The 21,240-nt window shown below is 71.5% G+C and carries 19 protein-coding genes; 8 read left to right on the top strand and 11 right to left on the bottom strand.

The window, feature by feature from the left end; genetic code table 11:
• Positions 1 to 101 precede the first annotated feature (101 nt).
• Positions 102 to 1,604, top strand: a complete 1,503-nt coding sequence (locus ACLJTM_RS33255) for an FAD-dependent monooxygenase (protein WP_411107625.1) — start codon at positions 102 to 104, stop codon at positions 1,602 to 1,604.
• 86 nt (positions 1,605 to 1,690) lie between these two features.
• On the top strand, positions 1,691 to 2,452 hold the full coding sequence (locus tag ACLJTM_RS33250) for an SDR family oxidoreductase (RefSeq protein ID WP_411107539.1): 762 nt from the start codon (positions 1,691 to 1,693) through the stop codon (positions 2,450 to 2,452).
• Between the two features lie 245 nt (positions 2,453 to 2,697).
• On the opposite strand, the gene ACLJTM_RS33245 is transcribed toward ACLJTM_RS33250, so the two are convergent.
• The 7 genes from ACLJTM_RS33245 to ACLJTM_RS33215 form a co-directional block, all read right to left on the bottom strand.
• On the bottom strand, positions 2,698 to 3,300 hold the full coding sequence (locus tag ACLJTM_RS33245; protein ID WP_411107538.1) for a cupin domain-containing protein: 603 nt from the start codon (positions 3,298 to 3,300) through the stop codon (positions 2,698 to 2,700).
• Between the two features lie 164 nt (positions 3,301 to 3,464).
• Positions 3,465 to 4,019, bottom strand: coding sequence for a telomere-protecting terminal protein Tpg (gene tpg / locus ACLJTM_RS33240; RefSeq protein WP_411107537.1), 555 nt, complete (start codon positions 4,017 to 4,019; stop codon positions 3,465 to 3,467).
• Positions 4,020 to 4,028: 9 nt separating this feature from the next.
• Positions 4,029 to 6,317 (bottom strand): telomere-associated protein Tap, encoded by a 2,289-nt coding sequence (gene tap, locus ACLJTM_RS33235; protein ID WP_411107536.1) that lies wholly within the window; start codon positions 6,315 to 6,317, stop codon positions 4,029 to 4,031.
• 250 nt (positions 6,318 to 6,567) lie between these two features.
• On the bottom strand, positions 6,568 to 7,584 hold the full coding sequence (locus ACLJTM_RS33230; RefSeq protein WP_411107535.1) for a ParB/RepB/Spo0J family partition protein: 1,017 nt from the start codon (positions 7,582 to 7,584) through the stop codon (positions 6,568 to 6,570).
• A complete protein-coding gene (locus tag ACLJTM_RS33225) occupies positions 7,581 to 8,843 on the bottom strand; it encodes a ParA family protein (protein ID WP_411107534.1) in 1,263 nt (420 codons plus the stop codon). Before ACLJTM_RS33225 ends, ACLJTM_RS33230 begins: the two co-directional genes overlap by 4 nt.
• Before the next feature lie 226 nt (positions 8,844 to 9,069).
• Positions 9,070 to 9,747, bottom strand: a complete 678-nt coding sequence (locus ACLJTM_RS33220; RefSeq protein WP_411107533.1) for a ScbR family autoregulator-binding transcription factor — start codon at positions 9,745 to 9,747, stop codon at positions 9,070 to 9,072.
• Between the two features lie 455 nt (positions 9,748 to 10,202).
• Complete coding sequence (locus ACLJTM_RS33215; RefSeq protein ID WP_411107532.1) at positions 10,203 to 10,730, bottom strand: flavoprotein; 528 nt, start codon at positions 10,728 to 10,730, stop codon at positions 10,203 to 10,205.
• A 203-nt stretch (positions 10,731 to 10,933) separates the two neighbouring features.
• Here ACLJTM_RS33215 and ACLJTM_RS33210 point away from each other — a divergent pair, with 203 nt between their 5' ends.
• The 3 genes from ACLJTM_RS33210 to ACLJTM_RS33200 all read left to right on the top strand — a co-directional run bounded on the left by ACLJTM_RS33210 (position 10,934) and on the right by ACLJTM_RS33200 (position 13,192).
• Positions 10,934 to 11,137 carry a DUF4287 domain-containing protein gene (locus tag ACLJTM_RS33210; protein WP_411107531.1) on the top strand — a complete coding sequence of 68 codons (204 nt, stop codon included), beginning with the start codon at positions 10,934 to 10,936 and terminating at the stop codon, positions 11,135 to 11,137.
• A 68-nt stretch (positions 11,138 to 11,205) separates the two neighbouring features.
• Entirely contained in the window at positions 11,206 to 12,051 is an 846-nt protein-coding gene (locus tag ACLJTM_RS33205; RefSeq protein WP_411107530.1) for an NAD(P)H-binding protein, read from the top strand.
• Between the two features lie 103 nt (positions 12,052 to 12,154).
• Entirely contained in the window at positions 12,155 to 13,192 is a 1,038-nt protein-coding gene (locus ACLJTM_RS33200; RefSeq protein ID WP_411107529.1) for an AraC family transcriptional regulator, read from the top strand.
• A 15-nt stretch (positions 13,193 to 13,207) separates the two neighbouring features.
• Here ACLJTM_RS33200 and ACLJTM_RS33195 read toward each other — a convergent pair whose 3' ends face one another.
• A complete protein-coding gene (locus tag ACLJTM_RS33195; RefSeq protein WP_411107528.1) occupies positions 13,208 to 13,681 on the bottom strand; it encodes a GNAT family N-acetyltransferase in 474 nt (157 codons plus the stop codon).
• Positions 13,682 to 13,803: 122 nt separating this feature from the next.
• Entirely contained in the window at positions 13,804 to 14,307 is a 504-nt protein-coding gene (locus ACLJTM_RS33190) for a DUF1772 domain-containing protein (RefSeq protein WP_411107527.1), read from the bottom strand.
• 209 nt (positions 14,308 to 14,516) lie between these two features.
• Here ACLJTM_RS33190 and gdhA point away from each other — a divergent pair, with 209 nt between their 5' ends.
• The 3 genes from gdhA to ACLJTM_RS33175 all read left to right on the top strand — a co-directional run bounded on the left by gdhA (position 14,517) and on the right by ACLJTM_RS33175 (position 18,447).
• Positions 14,517 to 15,875 carry an NADP-specific glutamate dehydrogenase gene (gdhA, locus tag ACLJTM_RS33185; protein ID WP_411107526.1) on the top strand — a complete coding sequence of 453 codons (1,359 nt, stop codon included), beginning with the start codon at positions 14,517 to 14,519 and terminating at the stop codon, positions 15,873 to 15,875.
• Positions 15,876 to 16,095: 220 nt separating this feature from the next.
• Positions 16,096 to 17,436, top strand: a complete 1,341-nt coding sequence (locus ACLJTM_RS33180; protein ID WP_411107525.1) for an AMP-binding protein — start codon at positions 16,096 to 16,098, stop codon at positions 17,434 to 17,436.
• A 63-nt stretch (positions 17,437 to 17,499) separates the two neighbouring features.
• Positions 17,500 to 18,447, top strand: coding sequence for a DMT family transporter (locus ACLJTM_RS33175; protein WP_411107524.1), 948 nt, complete (start codon positions 17,500 to 17,502; stop codon positions 18,445 to 18,447).
• A 113-nt stretch (positions 18,448 to 18,560) separates the two neighbouring features.
• Here the strand turns inward: ACLJTM_RS33175 and ACLJTM_RS33170 are convergent, their stop codons facing one another.
• Both ACLJTM_RS33170 and ACLJTM_RS33165 read right to left on the bottom strand, forming a co-directional pair.
• Complete coding sequence (locus ACLJTM_RS33170; RefSeq protein ID WP_411107523.1) at positions 18,561 to 19,034, bottom strand: MarR family transcriptional regulator; 474 nt, start codon at positions 19,032 to 19,034, stop codon at positions 18,561 to 18,563.
• Entirely contained in the window at positions 19,031 to 19,747 is a 717-nt protein-coding gene (locus ACLJTM_RS33165; protein ID WP_411107522.1) for a hypothetical protein, read from the bottom strand. The genes ACLJTM_RS33170 and ACLJTM_RS33165 overlap by 4 nt, the downstream gene beginning before the upstream one ends.
• Between the last annotated feature and the right edge of the window lie 1,493 nt (positions 19,748 to 21,240).

Raw genomic sequence — 21,240 nt, 5'->3', positions numbered from 1 at the left:
TTCCGGTTCGACTATTGGATACGTTGTACGGCGGCTGCAAGCCCGCTACGCTCACGCTCAATGCCGCAGGCAGCATTGTCTTCACACGGGAGAGCCGGAAAGTGAAAACTCGCGTAATAGTTGTCGGTGCCGGACCGGTCGGATTGATGCTCGCGGGTGAAATCCGGCTCGGCGGTGCGGACGTCACCGTGTACGACAGGCTGCCCGCACCCTCCGGGGAATCGCGTGCGCTCGGTTTCACCCGCCGCGTCGCGGAGGTCTTCGACCAGCGCGGCCTGCTGACCCGGCTCGGCTCGTACCGCACGGGCCAGAACGGCCACTTCGGCGGCGTCGGCATCGACCTCGGCAAGCTCGACGAGAGCCACCACGGCGTACTGGGCCTGCCGCAGGCCCGCACCGAGGAGATGCTCGCGGGCTGGCTGGAGGAGCTGGGCGTACCGGTGGTCCGCGGCCACGAGCTCGTGGACCTGCAGCAGAGCGGGGACGGCGTCGTCGCCGGCTTCGAGGGCCCCGAAGGCCGCGTCGAGGCGGCCGCCGCGTACCTCGTCGGCTGCGACGGCGGCCAGAGCACCGTACGCACCCTGGCCGGCATCGAGGCTCCCGGCTGGGAGTCCACCCGCGGGATGTACATGGCCGACGTCACCGGGGTGGAGCTGCCCCAGCGACCCACCGGCAAGCACGTGCCCGGCGGCCACATGATCCTGTCCGTCAGCCTGGGCGACGGCTACTACCGGGTCCTCATCCACGACCGGAGCCTGCCGCCGCACCCGGACTCCGCCTCCCTGACCTTCACCGACGTCGCCGACGCCTGGCAGCGGATGACCGGCGAGTCCATCCACCACGGCCGGGCCCGCTGGATGGCCGCCTTCAGCAACGGCGCGGGACTGGCCACCGACTACCGGCGCGGCCGGGTCCTGCTCGCCGGGGACGCCGCGCACGAGACTCCCCCGCTGGCGGGCTGGGGGCTGGCCACCGGCATCCAGGACGCGGTCAACCTGGGCTGGAAGCTGGCCGCGGTGGCCACCGGTTCGGCCCCCGACAGCCTCCTCGACACCTACCACGCGGAGCGCCACCCCTACGGCGAGCAGCTGCTGCGCAACACGCACGCCGGGTCGCTGCTGTACCTCAGCGACGAGGGGATCGACCCGCTGCGCGCCGTCATGCGCGAGCTGATGGACGACAAGGACGTGGCGGCCCACTTCGCCGGCATGATCAGCGGGCTCGGTGTCCGCTACGACGTCGGCGCCGGAGAGCACCCGCTGCTGGGCCGTCGCCTGTTCCCCGACCGGGAGCTCGTACGGGCCGACGGTACCCGCACCCGGGTCGCCGAGCTGCTGCACGCGGGACGGGCGGTGCTCATCACCACCGGTTCCTCCGAGGCGGCCTCCGAGGCGCAGCGGATCGCCGCGGCCTGGTCCGACCGGGTCGACGTGGTCTCCGGCAGCTGGGTCCCGGTGGAGGGCGACAGCCTCCTGAACTCCGTTCCCGAGGCGGCCCTGGTCCGCCCCGACGGATACCTCGCCTGGGTCGCGCCCGACGGCGGCGACCTGGCCGGCGCACTGGACCGCTGGCTCGGTGCGGCACGGTCGGCCGTGTCCGCCTGAGGCCGGCTCCGCTCAGCAGCCACACGCACAGCACATCCAGCACATCCAGCACACCCACACACAATGAAAGAGGAGACACGGGAGCGATGACCTCACCCATCCTGGTCACCGGTGGCACGGGCAACCTCGGCAAGCACGTCGTCCCGCTCCTGCGGGCCGCCGGCCGCGACGTACGCATCGTGGCGCGGACCCCGCGCGAGAACACCCCCGGCATCGAGTACTTCTCCGTCGACCTGATGAACGGCGACGGCCTCGACACCGCCCTCAAGGGCATCGACACCGTCCTGCACCTCGCCGGCGGCACCAAGGGCGACGACAAGGTCACCCAGAACGTCGTCGACGCCGCCAAGCGCGCCGGAGTCAAGCACCTCGTCTACATCTCCGTCATCGGCGCCGACACCATGCCCCTCGGCTGGTTCAAGACCCAGCTCGACGCCGAGAACGCCGTCACCGGCTCCGGCATCCCCTGGACCATGCTCCGCGCCGCCCAGTTCCACGACATCGTCCTGATGATGGGCGAGAAGATGGCCAAGATGCCCATCGTCCCCGCCCCCGGCGGCCTCCAGTTCCAGCCCGTCGACTCCCGCGAAGTCGCCGCCCGCCTCGTCGAACTCACCCTCGGCCAGCCCGCCGGCCGCGTCGCCGACATCGCCGGCCCCAAGGTCTACCCCCTCGGCGACCTCCTGCGCAGCTACCTCGCCGCCACCGGCAAGCGCCGCCCCCTGCTGCCCATCCGGATGCCCGGAAAGGCCGGCAAGGCCTACCGCGCCGGCGACAACCTCGCCCTCACCGGCACCCAGGTCGGCACCCGCACCTGGGAAGACTTCCTCGCCGAGCGCGTCGCCTAGCCTGCGCGTACGCCCCGGCGCAGGCCCGGGCCTGCGCCCGCGCCTGCGCATGGGCCCGGCGCCTAGCCTGCGCGTCGGCGCGCGAAGGCCCGTACACCCACTGCCGGGGCCCCCACCAGGGCCCCGGCAGTGTGCTGTCCGCACGCCGGACCGCGCCCCCCGCACACGCCTGTGCCCAGACCCCCGCTCGGGGGGTCTGGGCACAGGCGCGTCAGGGCACCCCGCAGCAGCGGGGGCGGCGGACTCTAAGCTCCCTGGCCGGCCTTCTCGTAGAAGCCGTCCTCGTGGATCGCCTCCACGCGGACCTCCTGGCCGTTCGCCTCCAGCCACTCGGCACGCAGCCGCGCCGCCTCGTCGTCCGCCTGGGACGCCGGGACCAGCCGGCCGTCCGGCGTCAGCCGCTGCGGCGACTCGCCGCACGGCCGCCAGTCGAACTTCGCAGCGATCTTGAACAGGTCCTCCTGCGTGAGCGGGCCGCCGTTGTCCTTCTCGGCCTGCAGCGCGGTGGGGTGGTAGTTCTCGTAGCCGCCCGGCATGTGCAGCGTGAGGAAGTGCGCGCCCTCGCCCGGCGGGGTGGCCCAGGTGTGCCGGGTGCCGCTGGTGATGTACGCCATGCTGCTCGGGCCGAGTTCGACGACCTCGTCGTCCACCTGGACGATGAGCTTGCCGGAGACGACGAAGTAGGTCTCCGTGGACTCGGCGTGCGTGTGCAGCGGCGGACCCGACCAGGCCGGACCCTGGCGCGTCTCCACCAGCGATGCCGCGCCGTCGGTCATGTTGTTCGACAGCACGATCTCGAAACCGCGGCGACCCTCCGGCCGGTCCCCGGGGTGAACGACGTACGTCATCGAGTCCTCTTTCAGCTTGGATGTCTGCGCATCCCCGATCTAACCGAGACCGGTGCCCGTCCGACTGCGGCCCCGTTCCCGCAGTTGAACGGGGCCGCGCAACGGCTCCGGCGCCCCCTGAGGGCGGCACGGGACGCCGGCAGGCCGCTGGCCTGGGACGGGCCTCAGAAGGCGAAGTCGACGTAGTCGATGTCGGTGAACTCCACCAGCAGCCCCTGGGCCCGGGCTCCACCGTCCTTGAAGTAGACCTCTTGCAGTCCTTCAGCCGCGATCCGGCGGAGCTGGACCTCGGAGGCCCCCGCCTCCTGCGCGGCGAGCAGACGGCCCGCGTACTCGGGCGGCAGGTGCTGGGTGATCCGGCGCATCCGCCCGTCGTCGCTCGTACCGGGGGCGGCGGTGAACCCGAACCTCGCCCGCGTCTCGATGACCAGGCCGGTGCTCTTCGCCGCCCGGTCCCGGGCCCGCTTGCGGACCAGGGGCTGCCAGCGGCTGCGCACCTCGCCCGACAGACGGGTCGCAAGGGCCGGTTTCGGCTGCTTGATCTGGTCCTTCACATACCGTTCGACGGTGCGCTGGGAGATGCCGAGCAGAGCGGCCACGGCCTTCGTGGACTTGAGCTGCTTCACCAGGAACCGCATCTGCGCACCCGCCGACTTGGGGACGGGGCGGGTGAAGTTCATTTCATCGGCCTTGGTGAGGCTGTCGCTGATCTCGGACATGGGGGGAAGCTACTCTCCGTCGGCCGCTGCGTCGTGGCCCTTGATGTGGCGGGCGGGGTTGTGGCGTTCGTCGAGCATCCGGACCGCCCACAGCAGGGGCTGGGTGCCCTCGTGCTTGACCATGCCGGGGCTGACACCGAGCCGGAAGCCGCCGGGCAGCGGCTTGCCGTCGGGGGTGCGGGGCAGAAAGTCGAGCGGTCCGGGGCCGTTGGAGAGGTACACCGCGCAGTCGGACAGGACGGCGACGGGGTACTCCCCCGCCGCGGCGAGCTTGCGCATCTTGCGGTGCATGTTGACCCGGGCCGTGGAGATGACCGCAGCCCTGATGTCGGGCCGCCAGGTGGGGCGTTCCAGGGCGGGCCAGGGCTCGCCGGACCGGTAGGCGGCGCCCTGGGGGCGTTCGCGGAGCTTGCCGATGCCGCCCTTGACCGTGGACTTGATCGCGGCGAGGACCGCCGTGCGCGCCGGGTCGTGCTGCTTGTGGGTCTCCATCGCCGCCAGGTATCCGGCTTCGTCGAGGTCGGGGTGCACGCCCAGGTCGGCCATCGTGGCCAGGTACGCGTCGCGCAGGCGGGCGTACCAGGCGTCGAGGTAGGGGCCGTGGTCCGGGCGCAGCCAGGCCTCGCTCGGGAAGACCTCGTGCCCGAGCTCCTGGGCGTAGGCGAGGGTGGGGGTCGCGTACCAGGCGGGGCCGGCCGGGGCCTTGCCGTGCGGGGTGAACGGGCTGGGCAGGCGCGGGTCCAGGCGCAGCCCGGACAGGTCGGCGAGCCAGCAGCCGGGGACCTTGGGGTCGAACCGCGGAGCCGGGTCGTGGACGGCGGGACCCAGCCCGACGGTCAGCCGGTTCGCGGCCGCGGCGAAGGCCATGTTCACGTCGATGCCGACGGCGTGGGTGCGGGCGCACTCGGCGTCGGTGAGGAGCTCGGGGTCGCGGATCCAGTCGTACGCCTCCTCGTCGAGGACCTGGTCCGGGGTGCGCTGGTGGGCGCGCGGGTACAGGGCCGCGACCACCGGGTGCTCGTCGGGGGCCTCGGGCGGCGCGGGGTCGACGGGACGGGTGAGGGAGCCGGCAACGGGCGCGGACTCCCAGGCTCCGGTGCCTGGGTTGCGGACGGCGCGGGTCGGCGGCCTCAGGGCCGTCATGAGTTCCAGGCCGGAGACGGCGGTGGAACCGCGCGGGGTGAGGACGCGGGCGGCGTAGCAGGTGAGCAGTTCGGCGAGTTCCGGGGCGGGCAGCCCCGCGGTGTCCTCGCCCCAGGCGCGGGGGTCGAGTGCGCCCCAGGGCAGCACGGCGAGCTGTACGCACTGGCGGCCGCCGCCCTGGGTCGCCGGCCGGTAGATACGGGGCCAGGGGCCGAAGCCGCGCCGGGTGAGCTGCCACTTGGCCTTGGCGAGCTGGCGCAGGACCGGATGGCCGTCGGGCAGCCGCAGGCCCCGGCGGTCCTCCAGGACGGGCGGCAGGCCGAACGCCTCGGCGGCCGCGGCGGTGAGGACGAGCAGGGGGTCGCCGTCCTTGCCGTTGCGGTGGAGGCGCGGCGAGTGAAGGTCGGCCTCCGGGCCGAGCGCCCAGGAGACGAGGGCGGGCAGCCCGGTGGTGGGGTGGTCGAGGACGAGCCCGCCGGCGGCATGGGCGCGGCCGGTGCCGTCGAGGACGACCAGGGGCCCGTTGCCTTCCAGGGCGGCGGGCCGGCTCCACGGGGCACGGCGTCGAGCGGGCGCGGCCCCACCTGCGACGCCCACGGCGTTAACGGCGTTAACGGCGTTAACGCCGTTAATGATCGCCAAGCTGGCCGCAGCCTCCGGCTCGGGCTCCGCCCCCACACGGCCCGGACCGCCCACGGCGTTAACGCCGTTAACGCCGTTGATGATCGCCAGGCTCGCAGCGGCCTCCGCCCCGGACGCGGAAGCGGGCTCAGGCTCGGGCTCCGCCATGCCGTCAGGAACAGGGGCAGAGCCGACCGCAGCACGGCCGCCGTGCCCGGCACCGGCAGCGGCATCGGCATCGGCATCGGCATCGGCATCGGCATCGGCATCGGCACGAGGATGAAGACTGGCGAGCCCGTCGAGGAGGCGGACGTAGGCTGCGCGCTTCGGCGGCCGCGGCGCGGTGCGCCCGGTCTCCCAGGAGGTGACGGTCTCCCGCCGTACGGACAGGGCCTTGGCGATCTGTTCCTGACTGAGCCCGGCAGCTTCACGCAGCCGCTTGCGCTCGTCGGGGTGCGGCAGCGCGTCCTGCGCGGCCGCCTCTTCGAGCAGCGCGTCGACTGCCGCGAACAGGCCGTCGTGTTCCTCGTGCATGCAGGCACCTCCAGATGCAGCCTATGCGAAGCGCACGCCTGAACGCACACGAAACGCACGGGGGCCGACCTCCCGCCGCGTCCCGCACCACGCCCGGGCGTTAACGGCGTTAACGCTGCCGCCCCCGAGGGGGCATTAACGCCGTTAACGCCGCGACCCCTCAGAGGGCGTTGACGCCGTCAACGCGGTCAACGCCCTGGACGCAGACGGCACCCCGCCGCCGACGCCCCGCCCTCCAGTCCGCCCGCCCTCAGATCCGGCTCAGCAGGAGCTCGGTGACGGCCCTCAGATCCGCCGGGGACAGCTGGGCCGCAAGCCCGTCCGCGACCTTCTCCGGAGAGTCCGCCGCAATCGTGATCCGCCGCGCCCCGGCACCTGCCCCGGCGCCGCTCCCCCCCTCGGCGGCCAGGACGGCGTTAACGGCGTTAACGCCGTTAACGCTGCTGCCGCCACCACCGCTGCCACTGCCACCGCTGCCGCCGCCCGGACCGGCACTACCGGTGGCGGCGTTCGGCCCGCCCGCTGCCGCTGCCGCCGCCCGGTTCCGCTGCCGAGGGGGGGTGACCGCGTTGACGGTAGCCTCCGCGGCAGCCTCCTGCTCTTCCTGCGGCAGCCGCCCGATCCGCCGGGCCGGCTCCACCTTCAGCTCCCCCGACTCCACCTTCTCCTGGAGTTCCGGGGTCAGCTGAAGGAGGCTCAGCCGCTGCGAGACCCAGGCCGCGGTCTTCCCGAGCCGCTTGGCGACCTGCGCCTGGGAACCGTGCACGTCCACCAGTTCCTGGAGCGCACGGGCCTGGTCCATCGGCGCCACGTCCACCCGGTGGACGTTGGCGATCAGCGCGGACTCCAGGATGTCCGCCGCGGAGGTGGCCAAGGAGTCGTTGACGTGGATGTGCATCGACTTCAGCCCCGCCAGCTGGGCCGCCGCCAGCCGCCGGTTGCCGTCGATGACCACGTACGGGGCCCGGCCCAGCCCGTCGGTCTGCCCCGGGTGGGCTTCCATGAAGGCCATCCGGGTGGCGACCGCGAGCGGCTGGAGCTGTCCCCGGGCGAGCAGGGACTGCGCCATCTCGTCGAGTTCGGTGAGTTCCTCACGGAGGTTGAACGGGTTGTGCGCCAGCGCCTCGATGGGCACCTCCGAGGGCGGCACCACCCCGGAGGTGGGGGCGCCGGTGGCTTCGGCGATCGCCGCGCGGCGGGAGCTGACGCCGGCCGGCTGGGCCCGGGCGAAGGACGCCGAGACCCCGAGTTTGTCGGCCTTGCTCATGAGATCTCCCTTGCGAGGGCGCGCAGTGCGACCGCCTGGCCGCCCCTGGGCGCGTACACGAACAGCGGCTGCTTCACCCGCACCGCTTCGCGCTGTTCCTTGAGGTCGGGTACGACGGCCACCACACGCGGATCCTTTATGTCCATCCACGCCTGGAGGGAGGAGGTCGCGATGTAGCCGCGCCGCCCGTCGTAGAGGTTGACGACGAGCCCCAGGTAGTCGATGTCGAGGCTGAGGTCGTCGCGCAGGTCGTTGATCTGCGAGGTGAGCAGGTCGTACGCGTCGGCCGAGGAGTCCTCCGCCTGGACGACGATCAGCGCCCCCGAGGCGCCGGCCTGTTCGGTGTCACGACGGCGCCCGTAGTAGATGGCCGCGTCCATGCTGAGGCCCAGGCTCGGCGGGCAGTCGACGAGGATGACGTCGTAGTCGGACTCGACGGGGGCGAGGGCCCGTTCGAGGGCGGCTTCGCGGGCCCGGACGGTGGAGAGCCGGACGTCCAGCAGGAAGGCGTCCGTGCAGGCGGGCAGCAGGTGCAGCCGGTCGCCGAAACGCTCGTCGGAGACCGGCACGATCAGCTCGGCGAGGGGGCCTTTGGCCTCGCCCGCCATGTGGCAGGTGAGGCTGTCGCCGCCGATGGGCAGCGGCTGCTGTCCGAGCTGCTTGGTCAGATGGCCCTGCGGGTCGAAGTCGACGAGCAGTACCCGCATGCCCAGACCGGGCAGGTCCTCCAGATCGACCGGCACGGCCGCCGGGTCCGCCTGCCGTCCCTCGTCCTCGGGACCCGCGAGCCGGGCCAGCTGCCGGGCGACCCGCACCGGGTGCAGCGCGGACGGATCCTCCGCGAGGGCCTCCCCCGTACCCGCGGTGATGGCGGTCTTGCCGACGCCGCCCTTCTGGTTGCACACGATGATGCGGCGCACGACCGCCGGCCGCCGGACGGTGGGGGCCGGGTTCATCTCCAACCACAGCCGCACCGCCTGGGCCAGCCCCTGGATCAGGGATACGCCCCGGTCCTTGGCATCGGCGCGGAAGGACTCCCACTGGCCCGCGGGCAGCCAGGTGGAGAAGGACTCGGCGCCGGAGGTGTCGGCGGGCGACGGCGCGGAAGCGAGGGCGCTCCAGTGGGCGATGCCCTGGTGAACGGCGTCCTGGATGTCCACCCGCAGTTGAGCGGTGCGGATCTTCAACTCCTGGCGCAGCCTCGGGGGGAGCTTGGAGACGACCTTCTCACGGTCGCTCTGGGACGAGGGCGAAGTCATGAGAGGGACTTTACTAACGTTCTACGCCAAGAGAGGCCGCCACGCTTGAGTTTTGCTAACGAAATAAGAAACGCCCTGGATCCGGAGCGGATCCAGGGCGGGTTCCGCAACGACACCGGATCGAACCGGGACGTTACGGGAAACGCGACAGGGCGGCCTCGCACACGCCGTAGTGAGCACCCCCGTGGTTCACCACGGCGTGTACGAGGCCGCCCTGGACGCGGCGTCAGCCGACCGCGACTCCGAGGGAGTCGGGGGCCGGCAGTCCGAGTTCGGCCCGGCACTCGGGCGAGCCCGACGGGTCGAAGAGGGGGATGCGCTCGGCGGGCACCATCCCGGGGAGCAGGAAGTCCCACAGGTCGAAGACCCGGGCGTGCAGGTCCTCGCGGCCGGTCCGCACGTGCGAGGTGACCTGGATCCCGGTGAACGCACCGACCAGGAGCGTCGAGAGCTCGTACACGTCACGCGCCGCCAGCACGTCGCCGCGTTCCTGGGCGGCACCCAGGCAGTCCCGGCAGGTGTCGATCCAGACGTTGTACGGCTCCGGATCGGGCTGGGTGAAGGAGCCGAGCTCGATGACCAGCCGGATCCCGGCGCGGATACGGATGTCGGTCCGCAGCGCGTGCGCCATCCGGTGGGTCAGGTCGATGACCGTCTGGACGCCCGGGTCCACGATGGCGGGCACCCCCTCGGCGACCTGCCGGTACTGCTCTCCCATCAGGGTGCGGGCCAGGGCTTCCTTGGACTGGAAGTGGAAGTACAGGGCGCCCTTGGTGACCCCGGCGTGCCTGACCACGTCACTCAGGCTCGTGCCTTCGAACCCGCACGCGTCGAAGGCGACGGCAGCGCCGTCCAGGATCGCCTGTCGGGTGATCTCGGCGCGTTCCTGCCTGACCCTCGCCACGTACCCGTCCCCCGCGTCCTCGACGAGCGGACGCCGCGGGGGTTCCGCAGGCGTCTCACTTGAGGATCAATCTAGTCGGAAGAACCCAAAGAAAACCAGTCGACAAGTACGGTTTCTCACCGAAGCCAGTCCGTTTCCCGACCGATTGCTCCACTTTGACCTATTACTTTGTGGCAGCTGACGGGCCCGCAGGGCATTAACGCCGTTAACGCCGTTAACGGCACCGCCCCCCGCACCCCGCACCCCGCACTCCGCACCCCGCATCCCGCAGAAGGCACCCACGCCACCCCACCCCACCCCACCCCACCCACCATTAACGGCGTTAACGCCACCCGCCCCCGGCGCCCCGAACCACCGAGGGCGTTAACGGCGTTAACGCCGTTAACGCCCTCGGCACCACCAGCAGCACCACCGGTACCACCGGTACCACCAGCACCACCGGCACCCCGGTGCCGTCAGCGCCCCACTGCGTCCAAGGCCGCCTGCCACGGGAAGTGGTCCGGGGCGTCAGGGCCCGCCGGTCCCGGCACGAAGCCGCCTTCCCCGTGCAGCACCGTCACCCCGGCCCCGCGCAGGACGGCCACCGACTGGTCGAACTGCGGATGCGCGGCCAGCGCCGCGTTCAGGCAGGGCACGGCCACCACCGGAGTGCCCTTGCCCAGCGCTTCCGCGGCAACCCCGGCGGCGAATCGGTCGGTCAGCCCGAGCGCCCAGCCGTTGAGCGAGTTGAAGGTGGCCGGGGCGAACAGCAGCGCATCGGCTGCGGGCCACACGTCGGGCTCCCCCGGCAGCTTGTACTGCCACCGCACCGGGTGGCCGGTCAGTGCCGCCAGCCCGTCGAGGCTCCCGGCCAGCCAGTGGGCCGCCGTGGGCGTCAGACCCAGGCAGACGTCCCAGCCGCGAACCCGGGCGTCCTCGATCACATGGGCCACGTCGAACACGGGCGGGGCAGCGGAACAGAAAAGGTAGAGCGTGCTCGTCATACCGACATGTGATCACATTGCTTGACCTGGACCGTGGTTGAGGGGTGGGGATGGTGGGGACGGGCCGCGCACCGCTGCGGCCACCAGCCCCGCGCGCCCGCGACATTCCTCCCGCCCGACCGATGAGTTCCGTGCAGCGCAGCCGTCATACCTCCGACAGCACCGCGCCGCACCACGCGGCCGCACAGAAGGGACACACCCCCATGACCGACAAGCCCAAGGGCCCGGCCTCCTACTTCCCCTCCATCGAGAAGAAGTACGGGCACCCGGTCTCCCACTGGCAGGACCTCATCCGCGCCGCTCCCCTGACCCGCCACATGGAGCTCGTCACCTGGCTCACGAAGGAACACGGCCTGGGCCACGGCCACGCCAATGCCCTGGTCGCCCACACCCTCGCCGAGGGCTGAGACGCACGCGTATGCAACTGAGCTCTGCGGCCATGGCCCGTCTCGCAACCGTGGATTTGACTGGACACATGACGCAGACGACGCACAGCACGCAGAGCAGGGAAGCCGCCGCCACCACCCTGGTGATCGGCGGCAAAGGCAAGACCGGCAGCCGGGTCGCCGAAAGGCTCACCGCCCAGGGCCGCCCGGTCCGGGTCGGCTCCCGCTCCTCGCAGACGCCCTTCGACTGGAACCGTCCGGACACCTGGAGCGCGGCCCTGGAGGACGTCGACCGGGTGTACGTCACCTACTACCCCGACCTCGCCTTCCCCGGCGCCGCCGACCAGGTCGGCGCGTTCGCCCGGGCGGCCGTCGCCGCCGGAGCCCGCCGCCTGGTCCTGCTCTCCGGCCGCGGCGAGGAGTCGGCCCGGCGCGCCGAGGAGAACCTGAAGGCCTCCGGCGCCGACTGGACCGTGGTCCGCGCCGCCTGGTTCCACCAGAACTTCGACGAGAGCTTCTTCCTGGAGCCGGTCCTGGCCGGCGAGATCGCCCTGCCGACCGCGGACGCCGTAGAACCCTTCGTCGACGCCGACGACATCGCGGACGTGGTGGTGGCCGCGCTGACCGACGACCGGCACATCGGCCGGACCTACGAACTGACCGGGCCCCGCCTGCTCAGCTTCCAGGACGTCGCTGCCGAGCTGTCGAAGGCCACCGGCCGCACCATCACGTACGTGGCCGTCTCCGACGCCTCGTACCGGGCGGTGCTGCGCGAGCACGGCCTCCCGGAGGACTTCGCCGACCTGTTCGCCCTGATCCTCGACGGACGCAACGCGCACCTGGACCACGGGGTCGAGGAGGTCCTCGGCCGAAAGCCCCGCGATTTCGCCGACTTCGCCCGCCGCGCGGCCGCCACCGGCATCTGGAACGCCTGACCTCCGCCCAGCCGGCCCACCCGAGCCCGGCCACCCGAGCCCGCCCACCCAGCGCCCGGCACCTGCGCCCAGCGCCCAGCGCCCAGCGCAGGAGGATGTACGGATGGACACGCTGACCGGCCTCCTCGAAGGCCCGAACGCCCGGGGCGCCTTCCTCCTCAAGTCCGTCTTCAACCCACCCTGGTCCCTACGGGTCGAAGACCACGCCCCGCTGTCGGTGGCGACGATGGTGCGCGGCTCGGCATGGCTGGTGCCCGACGACGGCGAGCCCGTCCCGATCGGCCCCGGGGACGTGGCCGTCATCAGGGGGCCGGAGCCCTACACGATTGCGGACTCCCCCGGCACCCCCGTACAGATCACGGTCGACGCGGACCAGCGGTGCAGCACCCAGGACGGCGAGGACGTCACCGGCAGCATGGACCTGGGTGTGCGCACCTGGGGCGCCGCCCTGCAGGACGAGCACTCCGCGGTGATGCTCAGCGGCACCTACCAGGCACCCAGCGAGATCGGCCGGCGCCTGCTCGGCGTGCTCCCCTCGATGCTGGTACACCGCAGCCCCCGCCCCGCCCACCCGGTCAACCCCGCCCACCCACCCACCACCGCCGTCACCCCCCTGATCCACCTGCTGTCGGAGGAGATCGGCAAAGACGAGCCCGGCCAGGAGATCGTGCTGGACCGGCTCTTGGACCTGCTGCTGATCGGAGTGCTCCGGACCTGGCTGGCGACGCCCGGCAGCGGCGCCCCGGCCTGGTACCGCGCCCAGAACGACCCGGTGGTGGGCCAGGCCCTGCGCCTGCTGCACGAGGACCCGGCGCACGGCTGGACGGTGGAGGGGCTGGCCCTCAAGACCGGGGTCTCCCGCGCCTCGCTGGCCCGGCGCTTCACGCACAGCGTGGGGGAGCCGCCCATGGCGTACCTGACGGGCTGGCGACTGGCCCTGGCCGCCGACCTGTTGCGCGAACCGGACGCCACCGTCGCGACCGTGGCCCGCCGCGTGGGCTACAGCAGCGCGTTCGCCCTCTCGACCGCCTTCAAACGGGTCCGCGGGATCAGCCCCAGCGCCTTCCGCACCGCTCCCGCCCCGGCCGCCGCACCGGAGCCGTGCCGCCCCCCGCGCACGGTCGTCCTGCCGTCCCCGTAACCGGCCCGGACCCCCTCACCCCAGATCCAGCACCCCGACCGTCTGACCACCGCTGGTCTCCCCGGTGAGGCGGAACCCCAGACCGAGGTAGAAGGGCTCCGGGGTGCCCTCACCCGGCTCCCAGGTCACGTGGAGCCGTCCGACACCCCGGCGACGGAGCTCCTCGGAGACGGCCTGCACCGCGAACCTCCCGTAGCCCTTGCCCTGCCGCCCGGCGGCGACGTTCAGCCGCCACAGTCCGGACCGGACGTCCGAGGGGTCCACGGCCGGATTCCACACGACGTCGAAGAAGGCCATGACGAAGCCGACGACCTCCTCCCCGTCGACAACGGCCCGCGGCCAGGCCGCCGCCCCGTGGACGTACGCCTCGGCGAGAGACTTCACCACGGGTGAGACCAGGTGCTCCTGACGGGGGTGCACGCGCACCGCGCACACCGCGTCGAAGTTCTCTGCGGTCACCGGTTCAAGACGAAGGGACGTGCTGTTCATGACCAGCACCCTAACGGCGGCCCCCCGACGGCCCGAAGGCGATTTCCCCCCAGCCGTACCAGCCACACCGGCCACCCCGGCCCTACGCCTCTACCAGCCCTACCTCTACCGGCCTTACGCCCCTACCGGCCCTGCCCGTGCAGGACCAGCGCCCACGCCAGCAGCCCCACCGACACCGTGCACAGCACCGCACGCCAGGCGTTGGCCCGCACCCACGGCCCTTCGAACGCCAACCGCACCGCCCCCGGATCGGCGATCCGCTCAGGCGGCCCGGCCTGCTCCAGAGCCTTGTTCAGCGGGATGTTCACCCGCGCGGTGACCACCATCGCCAGGACGTAGCAGAGCAGCGCCCCGGCCACCGGCCACACCGCACCGCCCCCACCCCCGCCCGCAGCACCGTGCAGCCCCAGCGCGAGCCCGATGGACAGCAGGGCGCCGAGGTAGCCGAGCAGGAACCAGCCGTTGAGGATCGCCACGTTGATGCGCTGCATCGTCTCGATGACCGTACGGTCGCCACTCTGCTTCAGGCCCGGCATCACGGCGACGGAGAACCCGTAGAACAGTCCGCTCATCAGCGCCGAGGTCAGAACCGCAGCGACGAGTGCGACGAGTCGTGCCGTTTCCACACCGGTCTCCCCCTGCCGGCGACTGATCGGGCCGTCCTCCGTGCCGGCGACGCCGATCATAGGCACCGCCGACCCATCACGTCCCGGAGGATTCCACCCCACTTCTATGGTGTCTTGAGCCCTGCCCGCAACAGTGACAGCGATCCGGACCCCCGGCGGCCCGTCGGCCCCGGTACCGGACCGGACCCACTCCCCAGGAGGAACAGCCCGTGAAGGACCAGACGGCCCCGAAGGACGGCCTGGACGCGCTGCGCGCCGACATCGAGCGCCGCAACCCCGCCCAGCCCGAGTTCCACCAGGCGGTACGGGAGGTCCTGGAGACCCTCGGCCCCGTGTTCGCCGCGCACCCCGAGTACGCCGAGTCCGCCCTCGTGGAGCGGCTCGTGGAACCGGAACGCCAGATCATCTTCCGGGTCCCGTGGCAGGACGACCACGGCCGGGTGCACGTCAACCGGGGCTACCGCGTCGAGTTCAACAGCGCCCTCGGCCCGTACAAGGGCGGCCTGCGCTTCCACCCGTCGGTCACCATCGGCGTGGTGAAGTTCCTCGGCTTCGAGCAGATCTTCAAGAACGCCCTGACCGGCCTCGGCATCGGCGGCGGCAAGGGCGGCAGCGACTTCGACCCCCGCGGCCGGTCCGACTCCGAGGTCATGCGCTTCTGCCAGTCCTTCATGACGGAGCTCCACCGCCACATCGGCGAGCACACCGACGTCCCGGCCGGTGACATCGGCGTCGGCGGCCGCGAGATCGGCTACCTCTTCGGGCAGTACCGGCGCATCACCAACCGCTGGGAGGCCGGCGTCCTCACCGGCAAGGGCCAGGGCTGGGGCGGTTCCGCGATCCGCCCCGAGGCGACCGGCTACGGCAGCGTCCTGTTCGCCGCCGAGATGCTCGCCGCCCGCGGCGGCGCCCTGGACGGCCTGACCGCCGTCGTCTCCGGCTCCGGCAACGTCGCCCTGCACACCATCGAGAAGCTCCAGCAGCTCGGCGCGAACCCGCTGACGGCCTCCGACTCCGAGGGCTACGTCGTCGACGACAAGGGCATCGACCTCGCGCTGCTCCGGCAGATCAAGGAGACCGAACGCGGCCGGGTCTCCGAGTACGCCCGCCGGCGCGGCACCTCCGCCCGCTTCGTGCGCGGCGGCCGCGTCTGGGAGGTCCCCGCCGACGCGGCCTTCCCGTCCGCCACCCAGAACGAACTCGACGAGGCCGACGCCCGCAACCTCCTCCAGAGCGGCGTCAAGGTGGTCTCCGAAGGCGCCAACATGCCCACCACCCCCGGCGCCGTCCGCATCCTGCAGGACGCCGGTATCGCCTTCGGCCCGGGCAAGGCCGCCAACGCCGGCGGCGTCGCCGTCAGCGCCCTGGAGATGGCCCAGAACGCCGGCCGCACCGCCTGGAGCGCCGCCCGCGTGGAAGAGGAACTGGCCGCCATCATGCGCTCCATCCACACGGTGACCGCCGAGACCGCCGAACGCTACGGCGCCCCCGGCGACTACGTCACCGGAGCCAATATCGCCGGCTTCGAGCGGGTCGCCGACGCCATGCTCGCCCAAGGCGTCATCTGACCGACCCCCCGCGCCGCGACCGCCCCCCGCGGCCGCCACCGCCCCCGGGGGCCCCGGCACCTGCTGCCGGGGCCCCCGCCTGCGGCCGAGGCGACCCGGCCCCTGGAGCCCAGCCCCGGCCCCTGGAGCCCAGCCCCCGCACCGCAGCCCAGCCCCGCAGCCCGGCCCCGTAGGCTGACCCCGGCCCACCCGCTCCCCCACCACTCACGGAGTCGCCGCCATGCTGACCGCCCTCACCGGCGTCCACGGGGACCGGAAGGACGCCGTCACCGTCGCCGGCCGCAGCACCTCCTACGAGGACCTGCTCGGCGCAGCCCGGGCCGTCGCCGCCGACATCGCCGGAGCCCCCGCCTTCGCCGTCACAGCGACCGCCTCCCTGGAGACCGTCGCCGCCGCCGTCGGCGCCCTCCTGGCCGGGGTGCCCCTCGTACCACTGCCACCCGACGCGGGACCCGCCGAACGCGAGCACATCCTGCGCGACTCCGGCGCCCGGCACCTCACCGTGGACTTCGCCCGCCGCTCCCCCTGGAGCGGACCCGCACCCGCCCCCCAGGACCCCGCGCTCATCCTGTACACCTCCGGCACCACCGGCGCCCCCAAAGGCGTCGTCCTCACCGCCGCGGCCGTCGCCGCCGACCTGGACGCCCTCGCCGGAGCCTGGCAGTGGACCGCCGAGGACACCCTCGTGCACGGCCTGCCCCTCTTCCACGTCCACGGGCTCGTCCTCGGCGTCCTCGGCGCCCTGCGCACCGGCAGCCGCCTGCTCCACACCGGCCGCCCCACTCCCGCCGCCTACGCACAGGCCCGCGGCAGCCTGTACTTCGCCGTGCCCACCGTCTGGTCGCGGATCGCCGCCTCACCACAGGACGCCGCCGCCCTGTCCGGGGCCCGCCTCCTGGTGTCCGGCAGCGCCGCCCTGCCCGCCCCCGTCTTCCGCAACCTGGAACGCCTCACCGGACACCGGCCCGTGGAGCGGTACGGCATGACCGAAACCCTGATCACCGTCAGCGGCCGGGCCTGCGCCGAGGTCCGCCCCGGCACCGTCGGCACCCCGCTGCCCGGCATCCGCACCCGCATCGCGGCCGAACCGGGCGCCGACATCGGCGAACTCCAGCTGACCGGACCCACCCTCTTCGCCGGCTACCTGGGAAGGCCCGAAGCCACCGCCGCCGCGTACACCGAGGACGGCTGGTTCCGCACGGGCGACATCGCCGCCGTCGACGACGACGGCGTGCACCGCATCGTGGGCCGCGCCTCCATCGACCTCATCAAGTCCGGCGGCTACCGGATCGGCGCAGGCGAGATCGAGAACGCCCTCCTCGACCACCCCAAGGTCACCGAAGCCGCCGTCGTCGGCGTCCCCGACGCCGACCTCGGGCAGCGCATCGTGGCGTTCGTCGTCGCCGAAGGCGTCACCGGCGACGAACTCACCGAGTTCGTCGCCGCCCACCTGTCGGTCCACAAACGCCCCCGGGAGGTCCGCTTCATCACGGCCGTCCCCCGCAACGCCATGGGCAAGCCGCAGAAGAAACTGCTCCTCACCGGGGAACCCGGCAGCTGAAGCACCGCCCACCCGTACGAAAACGCGTCGGACCGGCCCTCTCCGCCATGAGAAGTTCTCGGCATGGACCAACCATCCGACGCACCCGGAACCGACCGACGCGCCCTCGCAGCAGCGGCCCTCACCGTCGTCCTGTGGGCCTCCGCCTTCGTCTCCATCCGCTCCTCAGCCGCCCACTACGGCCCCGGCGCCCTGGCCCTGGGACGTCTCCTGACGGCTTCCCTGGCCCTGGGCTGCGTCCTGCTCGTCAAACGCGTCCCGCTGCCGTCACGCAAGGCCTGGCCCGGCATCCTGGCCTCCGGAGTCCTGTGGTTCGGCCTGTACATGGTGGCCCTCAACTGGGGCGAGCAGAAGGTCGACGCCGGCACCGCAGCCATGATCGTGAACATCGGCCCGATCATCATCGCCCTGCTCAGCGGCTGGCTCCTCAAGGAGGGCTTCCCCCCGATGCTGCTGGCCGGGATGGGCGTCTCCTTCGCCGGCGCCGCCGTGGTCGGCCTGTCCACCTCCACCGGCGGCGCCGCCTCCGTCACCGGCGTCCTCCTGTGCCTGGTCGCCGCCCTCACCTACGGAGCCGGCGTGGTCTCGCAGAAGCCCGCCCTCTCCCACGCCAGCCCCCTCCAGGTGACCACCTACGGCTGCTTCGTCGGCACCGCAGTCACCCTCCCCTTCGCCGGCCAACTCCTCACCGACCTCCCCCGCGCCCCCCTCAACGCCACCCTCAACATGGTGTACCTGGGCCTGTTCCCCACCGCCCTGGCCTTCACCACCTGGACGTACGCCCTCTCCCGGACCACCGCCGGCAAGATGGGCGCGACCACCTACGCCGTCCCCGCCGCCGTCGTCCTCATCGCCTGGGCCGTCCTCGACGAGGTCCCCGGCTGGCTGACCCTGCTGGGCGGCGCCATCTGCCTGGCCGGCGTCGCCGTCTCCCGCAGACGACCCGCCGCCCGCCCCGCCCGCCACGCACCCCCCGGACACGAGGAACCACCAATACACACCGGGAGCTGACCGAGGCCCCACAAGCCCGCCTGAAGCCCCCGCAACACAAGAGGGCCCCGGAATACCTCCGGGGCCCCACCAGGCCCCTGAGCACCCCTCAGAAGCCTTCCTCGTACGTCCCGCTACCCGACGGCGTGCAGCGTCCTCCGCCGCTTCGTCTCCGCGGCCTTCTTCGCAGCCGCCTGCGCGGCCCGCTTCTTACGCTGCTCGGCCAGCTGGTCCTGGTACGCCGCCACGGCCTGGTGGTAGCTCGCCACATAGCCGCGCGCGTCCAGCCGCTCCTCCGCAGGCATCTCGTTGACCGCCGCCACCGCGTCCTCGAAAGAGTTGTAACCGGCCAGCATCGGGTTGATCTGGTACACCCCGTTGCGGACCTTGCGCACCGCCTTCGCGAGCTCCAGACTCCGCAGCGCGGCGTTCACGCTCGGCCGACTCAGATCCAGCAGCCCACCGACCGTCGCCTGGTCGATGAGGATCCGTCCACCCGGCTCACTCAACGAACGCAGCTTCAGCAGCACCCGATAGGCCGCCGGCGGGAGGTCGAGGTCTGAGAGAAGCCCATCGGCGTTGACAGCAGCGAATCGCAAGGTGCTCACTGAGCTGTCCCTTCTTCCGTGCGCTTCGCCCGGCTCAGCCGACGCGCAGCGCGCTCTTTTGCCCGTTCGGCCCGCAGTTCCGCGATGGCCTGCCGCATGTGGTCCAGCGACGGAAACCGCACCAGGTCCGGAAGACTCGTGTCGCCACGAATCTCCGAGATGGTGCTGTGCTGCTCCACCTTCACGAACTCACCCGTCATCTCCGTACCCGGGATGAACTCGGCTACCCGGTAACTGTAGGGCGGGTTGAACTGATACACACCCCGCCGCACCTTGAAGACGATCCCATGAGACATCACCGTGTGGAGCGCTTCCGAAATCTTCGTCCGGGTGACATCCAGGATGGTAGCCATCTCCTCCTGCGTCAGTTGAATCCGCCCCCCGGCCCGCTGACAGGCGATGAGCAGCAGGATCAGCCGCAACGGCAACGCTTCCCGGAAGTACTGCGCGATGACCAGGAAGAACTCGAGGCTGTCCATCGAGAATGCGTTCGGCTGACTCTGGGTCCCGTAGAACTCCAGCGGCTTGCGCTCACCCTCCAGCGTCAGCTTCCGGCTCGGGTACCGCTTCGCCAGGCTGTCCAGGTCCTTGACCGGGGCCAGCGGCTGACTCCAGGCCGAGATCGCGTCATCAACAGGGAGATCAGGACGCGGCGCACGCCCGGGACTCGGCCGGCGGCGCTGTGGCTCGGATGACACGAGGATGCTCTCCACTTCGTTGATCTGCGAGGAGAGTATGTCAACAAGGGTGACACAAGTGTCACGCTCGTTGACGTTCGGCGTGTCTTGTGTCCCCCCTGGGGGGACATATCTCGGCCAGGACCCCCCTCCAACCACCGCGCGCCAACCCCACCCCTCCCACCCCCAGTTCACGCACACATCTCCGCAAAACGTCAGCCATCCCGACGTTTTAGGCCTAATTGCGTCAGTCTCGCTGACGTTTTGTCGTCGCTCTGTCCCCTCACCAGGGACACATCACCCGAGATATGTCCCTTCTCAGGGGACATATCTTTTCCTCCGCACCCCCTCTGACCTGCGCAAACGCATCTCCGTACCCTCTATATGCACGTGGTCTCGCATCTGACGGTCCCAGCACAGCCCAAACGACTGCCGCGGATCCGTAATCTGACGCACCGTCATGCGCTCTGTGGAGAGGTTCACCCTCCTCGGACACCTGTCCTGAACAGAGCCTGGTGTGTCTGGTTCCCATCTCTATCCACAGGTGCCTTTGAATCACTCCTCAAGCACTCCAGGACGCCCTGTTGAGAACAGCAGTCACATGAGCATGCCAAGCCCTCTTGTTCGGGCCGAAAAGAACCCATAAGACAAGCATCAAAAATGGGCGAACTTCAGTACAACAGCGGCCAAACCGCCGTACCGCTGTCCCGATTCCCTGACCTGAAGCACCCATCCCCGATCAAACACAGCCGTCCTTCAGCCCTTCACACCCAGTCAAGCTTTAGCCAGTGCTCAAAACGAAGCACACGGGACCTTCCGCACTCAACGAATGGACAACCCGCCGACCGTACGGTGCCTGCAGCGAAGCGGAAGGCACCTCATCGAGCAAAGTGAAGCCCAGCCTTCCCTAGGCGAAGCGCAGCGGAGCCAACACGCAAGGGAACAAAGGATTCCCGGCCAGAGACGGTCTGGGCTAGGGAAGTCAGACCCCCAACGAAGCGAAGGCACTCCTTGGGCAGAGCGCAGCGGAGCCCAAACCAGTCCGCAGCGAAGCGAAGGACTCCCGGCCGAAGGCCGGCATGGTCGGCAAAGCCGACCTCGCCGAGCGGAGCCGGGGGGAGCCGGGGGGAGCCGGGGGGAGCGCAGCGGAACCCGGTCTCTCCCAAGGTCTCCCCCAAGCGCGCAGCGCTTGGATCCGCCCGAAGGCCTGCACTGGTGGGCGAAGCCCACCCCACCGAGCGAAGCGAGGTGGCTTCCCTGGGCGGAGCGCAGCGGAGCCGGGTGGAGCGCAGCGGAACCCCGGTCTCTCCCAAGCGCGCAGCGCTTGGATCCGCCCGAAGGGCGGCACCGGTGGGCGAAGCCCACCCCACCGAGCAAAGCGAGGTGGCATCTCTGGGCGGAGCGCAGCGGAGCCGGGTGGAGCGCAGCGGAGCCCGGTCTCTCCCAAGCGCGCAGCGCTTGATCCGGCCGAAGCCCACCCCGCCAAGCGAAGCGAGGCGGCCTCCCTGGGCGGAGCGCAGCGGAGCCCG

The sequence above is a fragment of the Streptomyces sp. cmx-4-9 genome (assembly GCF_046548835.1).
Classification (GTDB): Bacteria; Actinomycetota; Actinomycetes; order Streptomycetales; family Streptomycetaceae; genus Streptomyces.
This window is presented reverse-complemented; position numbering and strand designations above follow the sequence as displayed.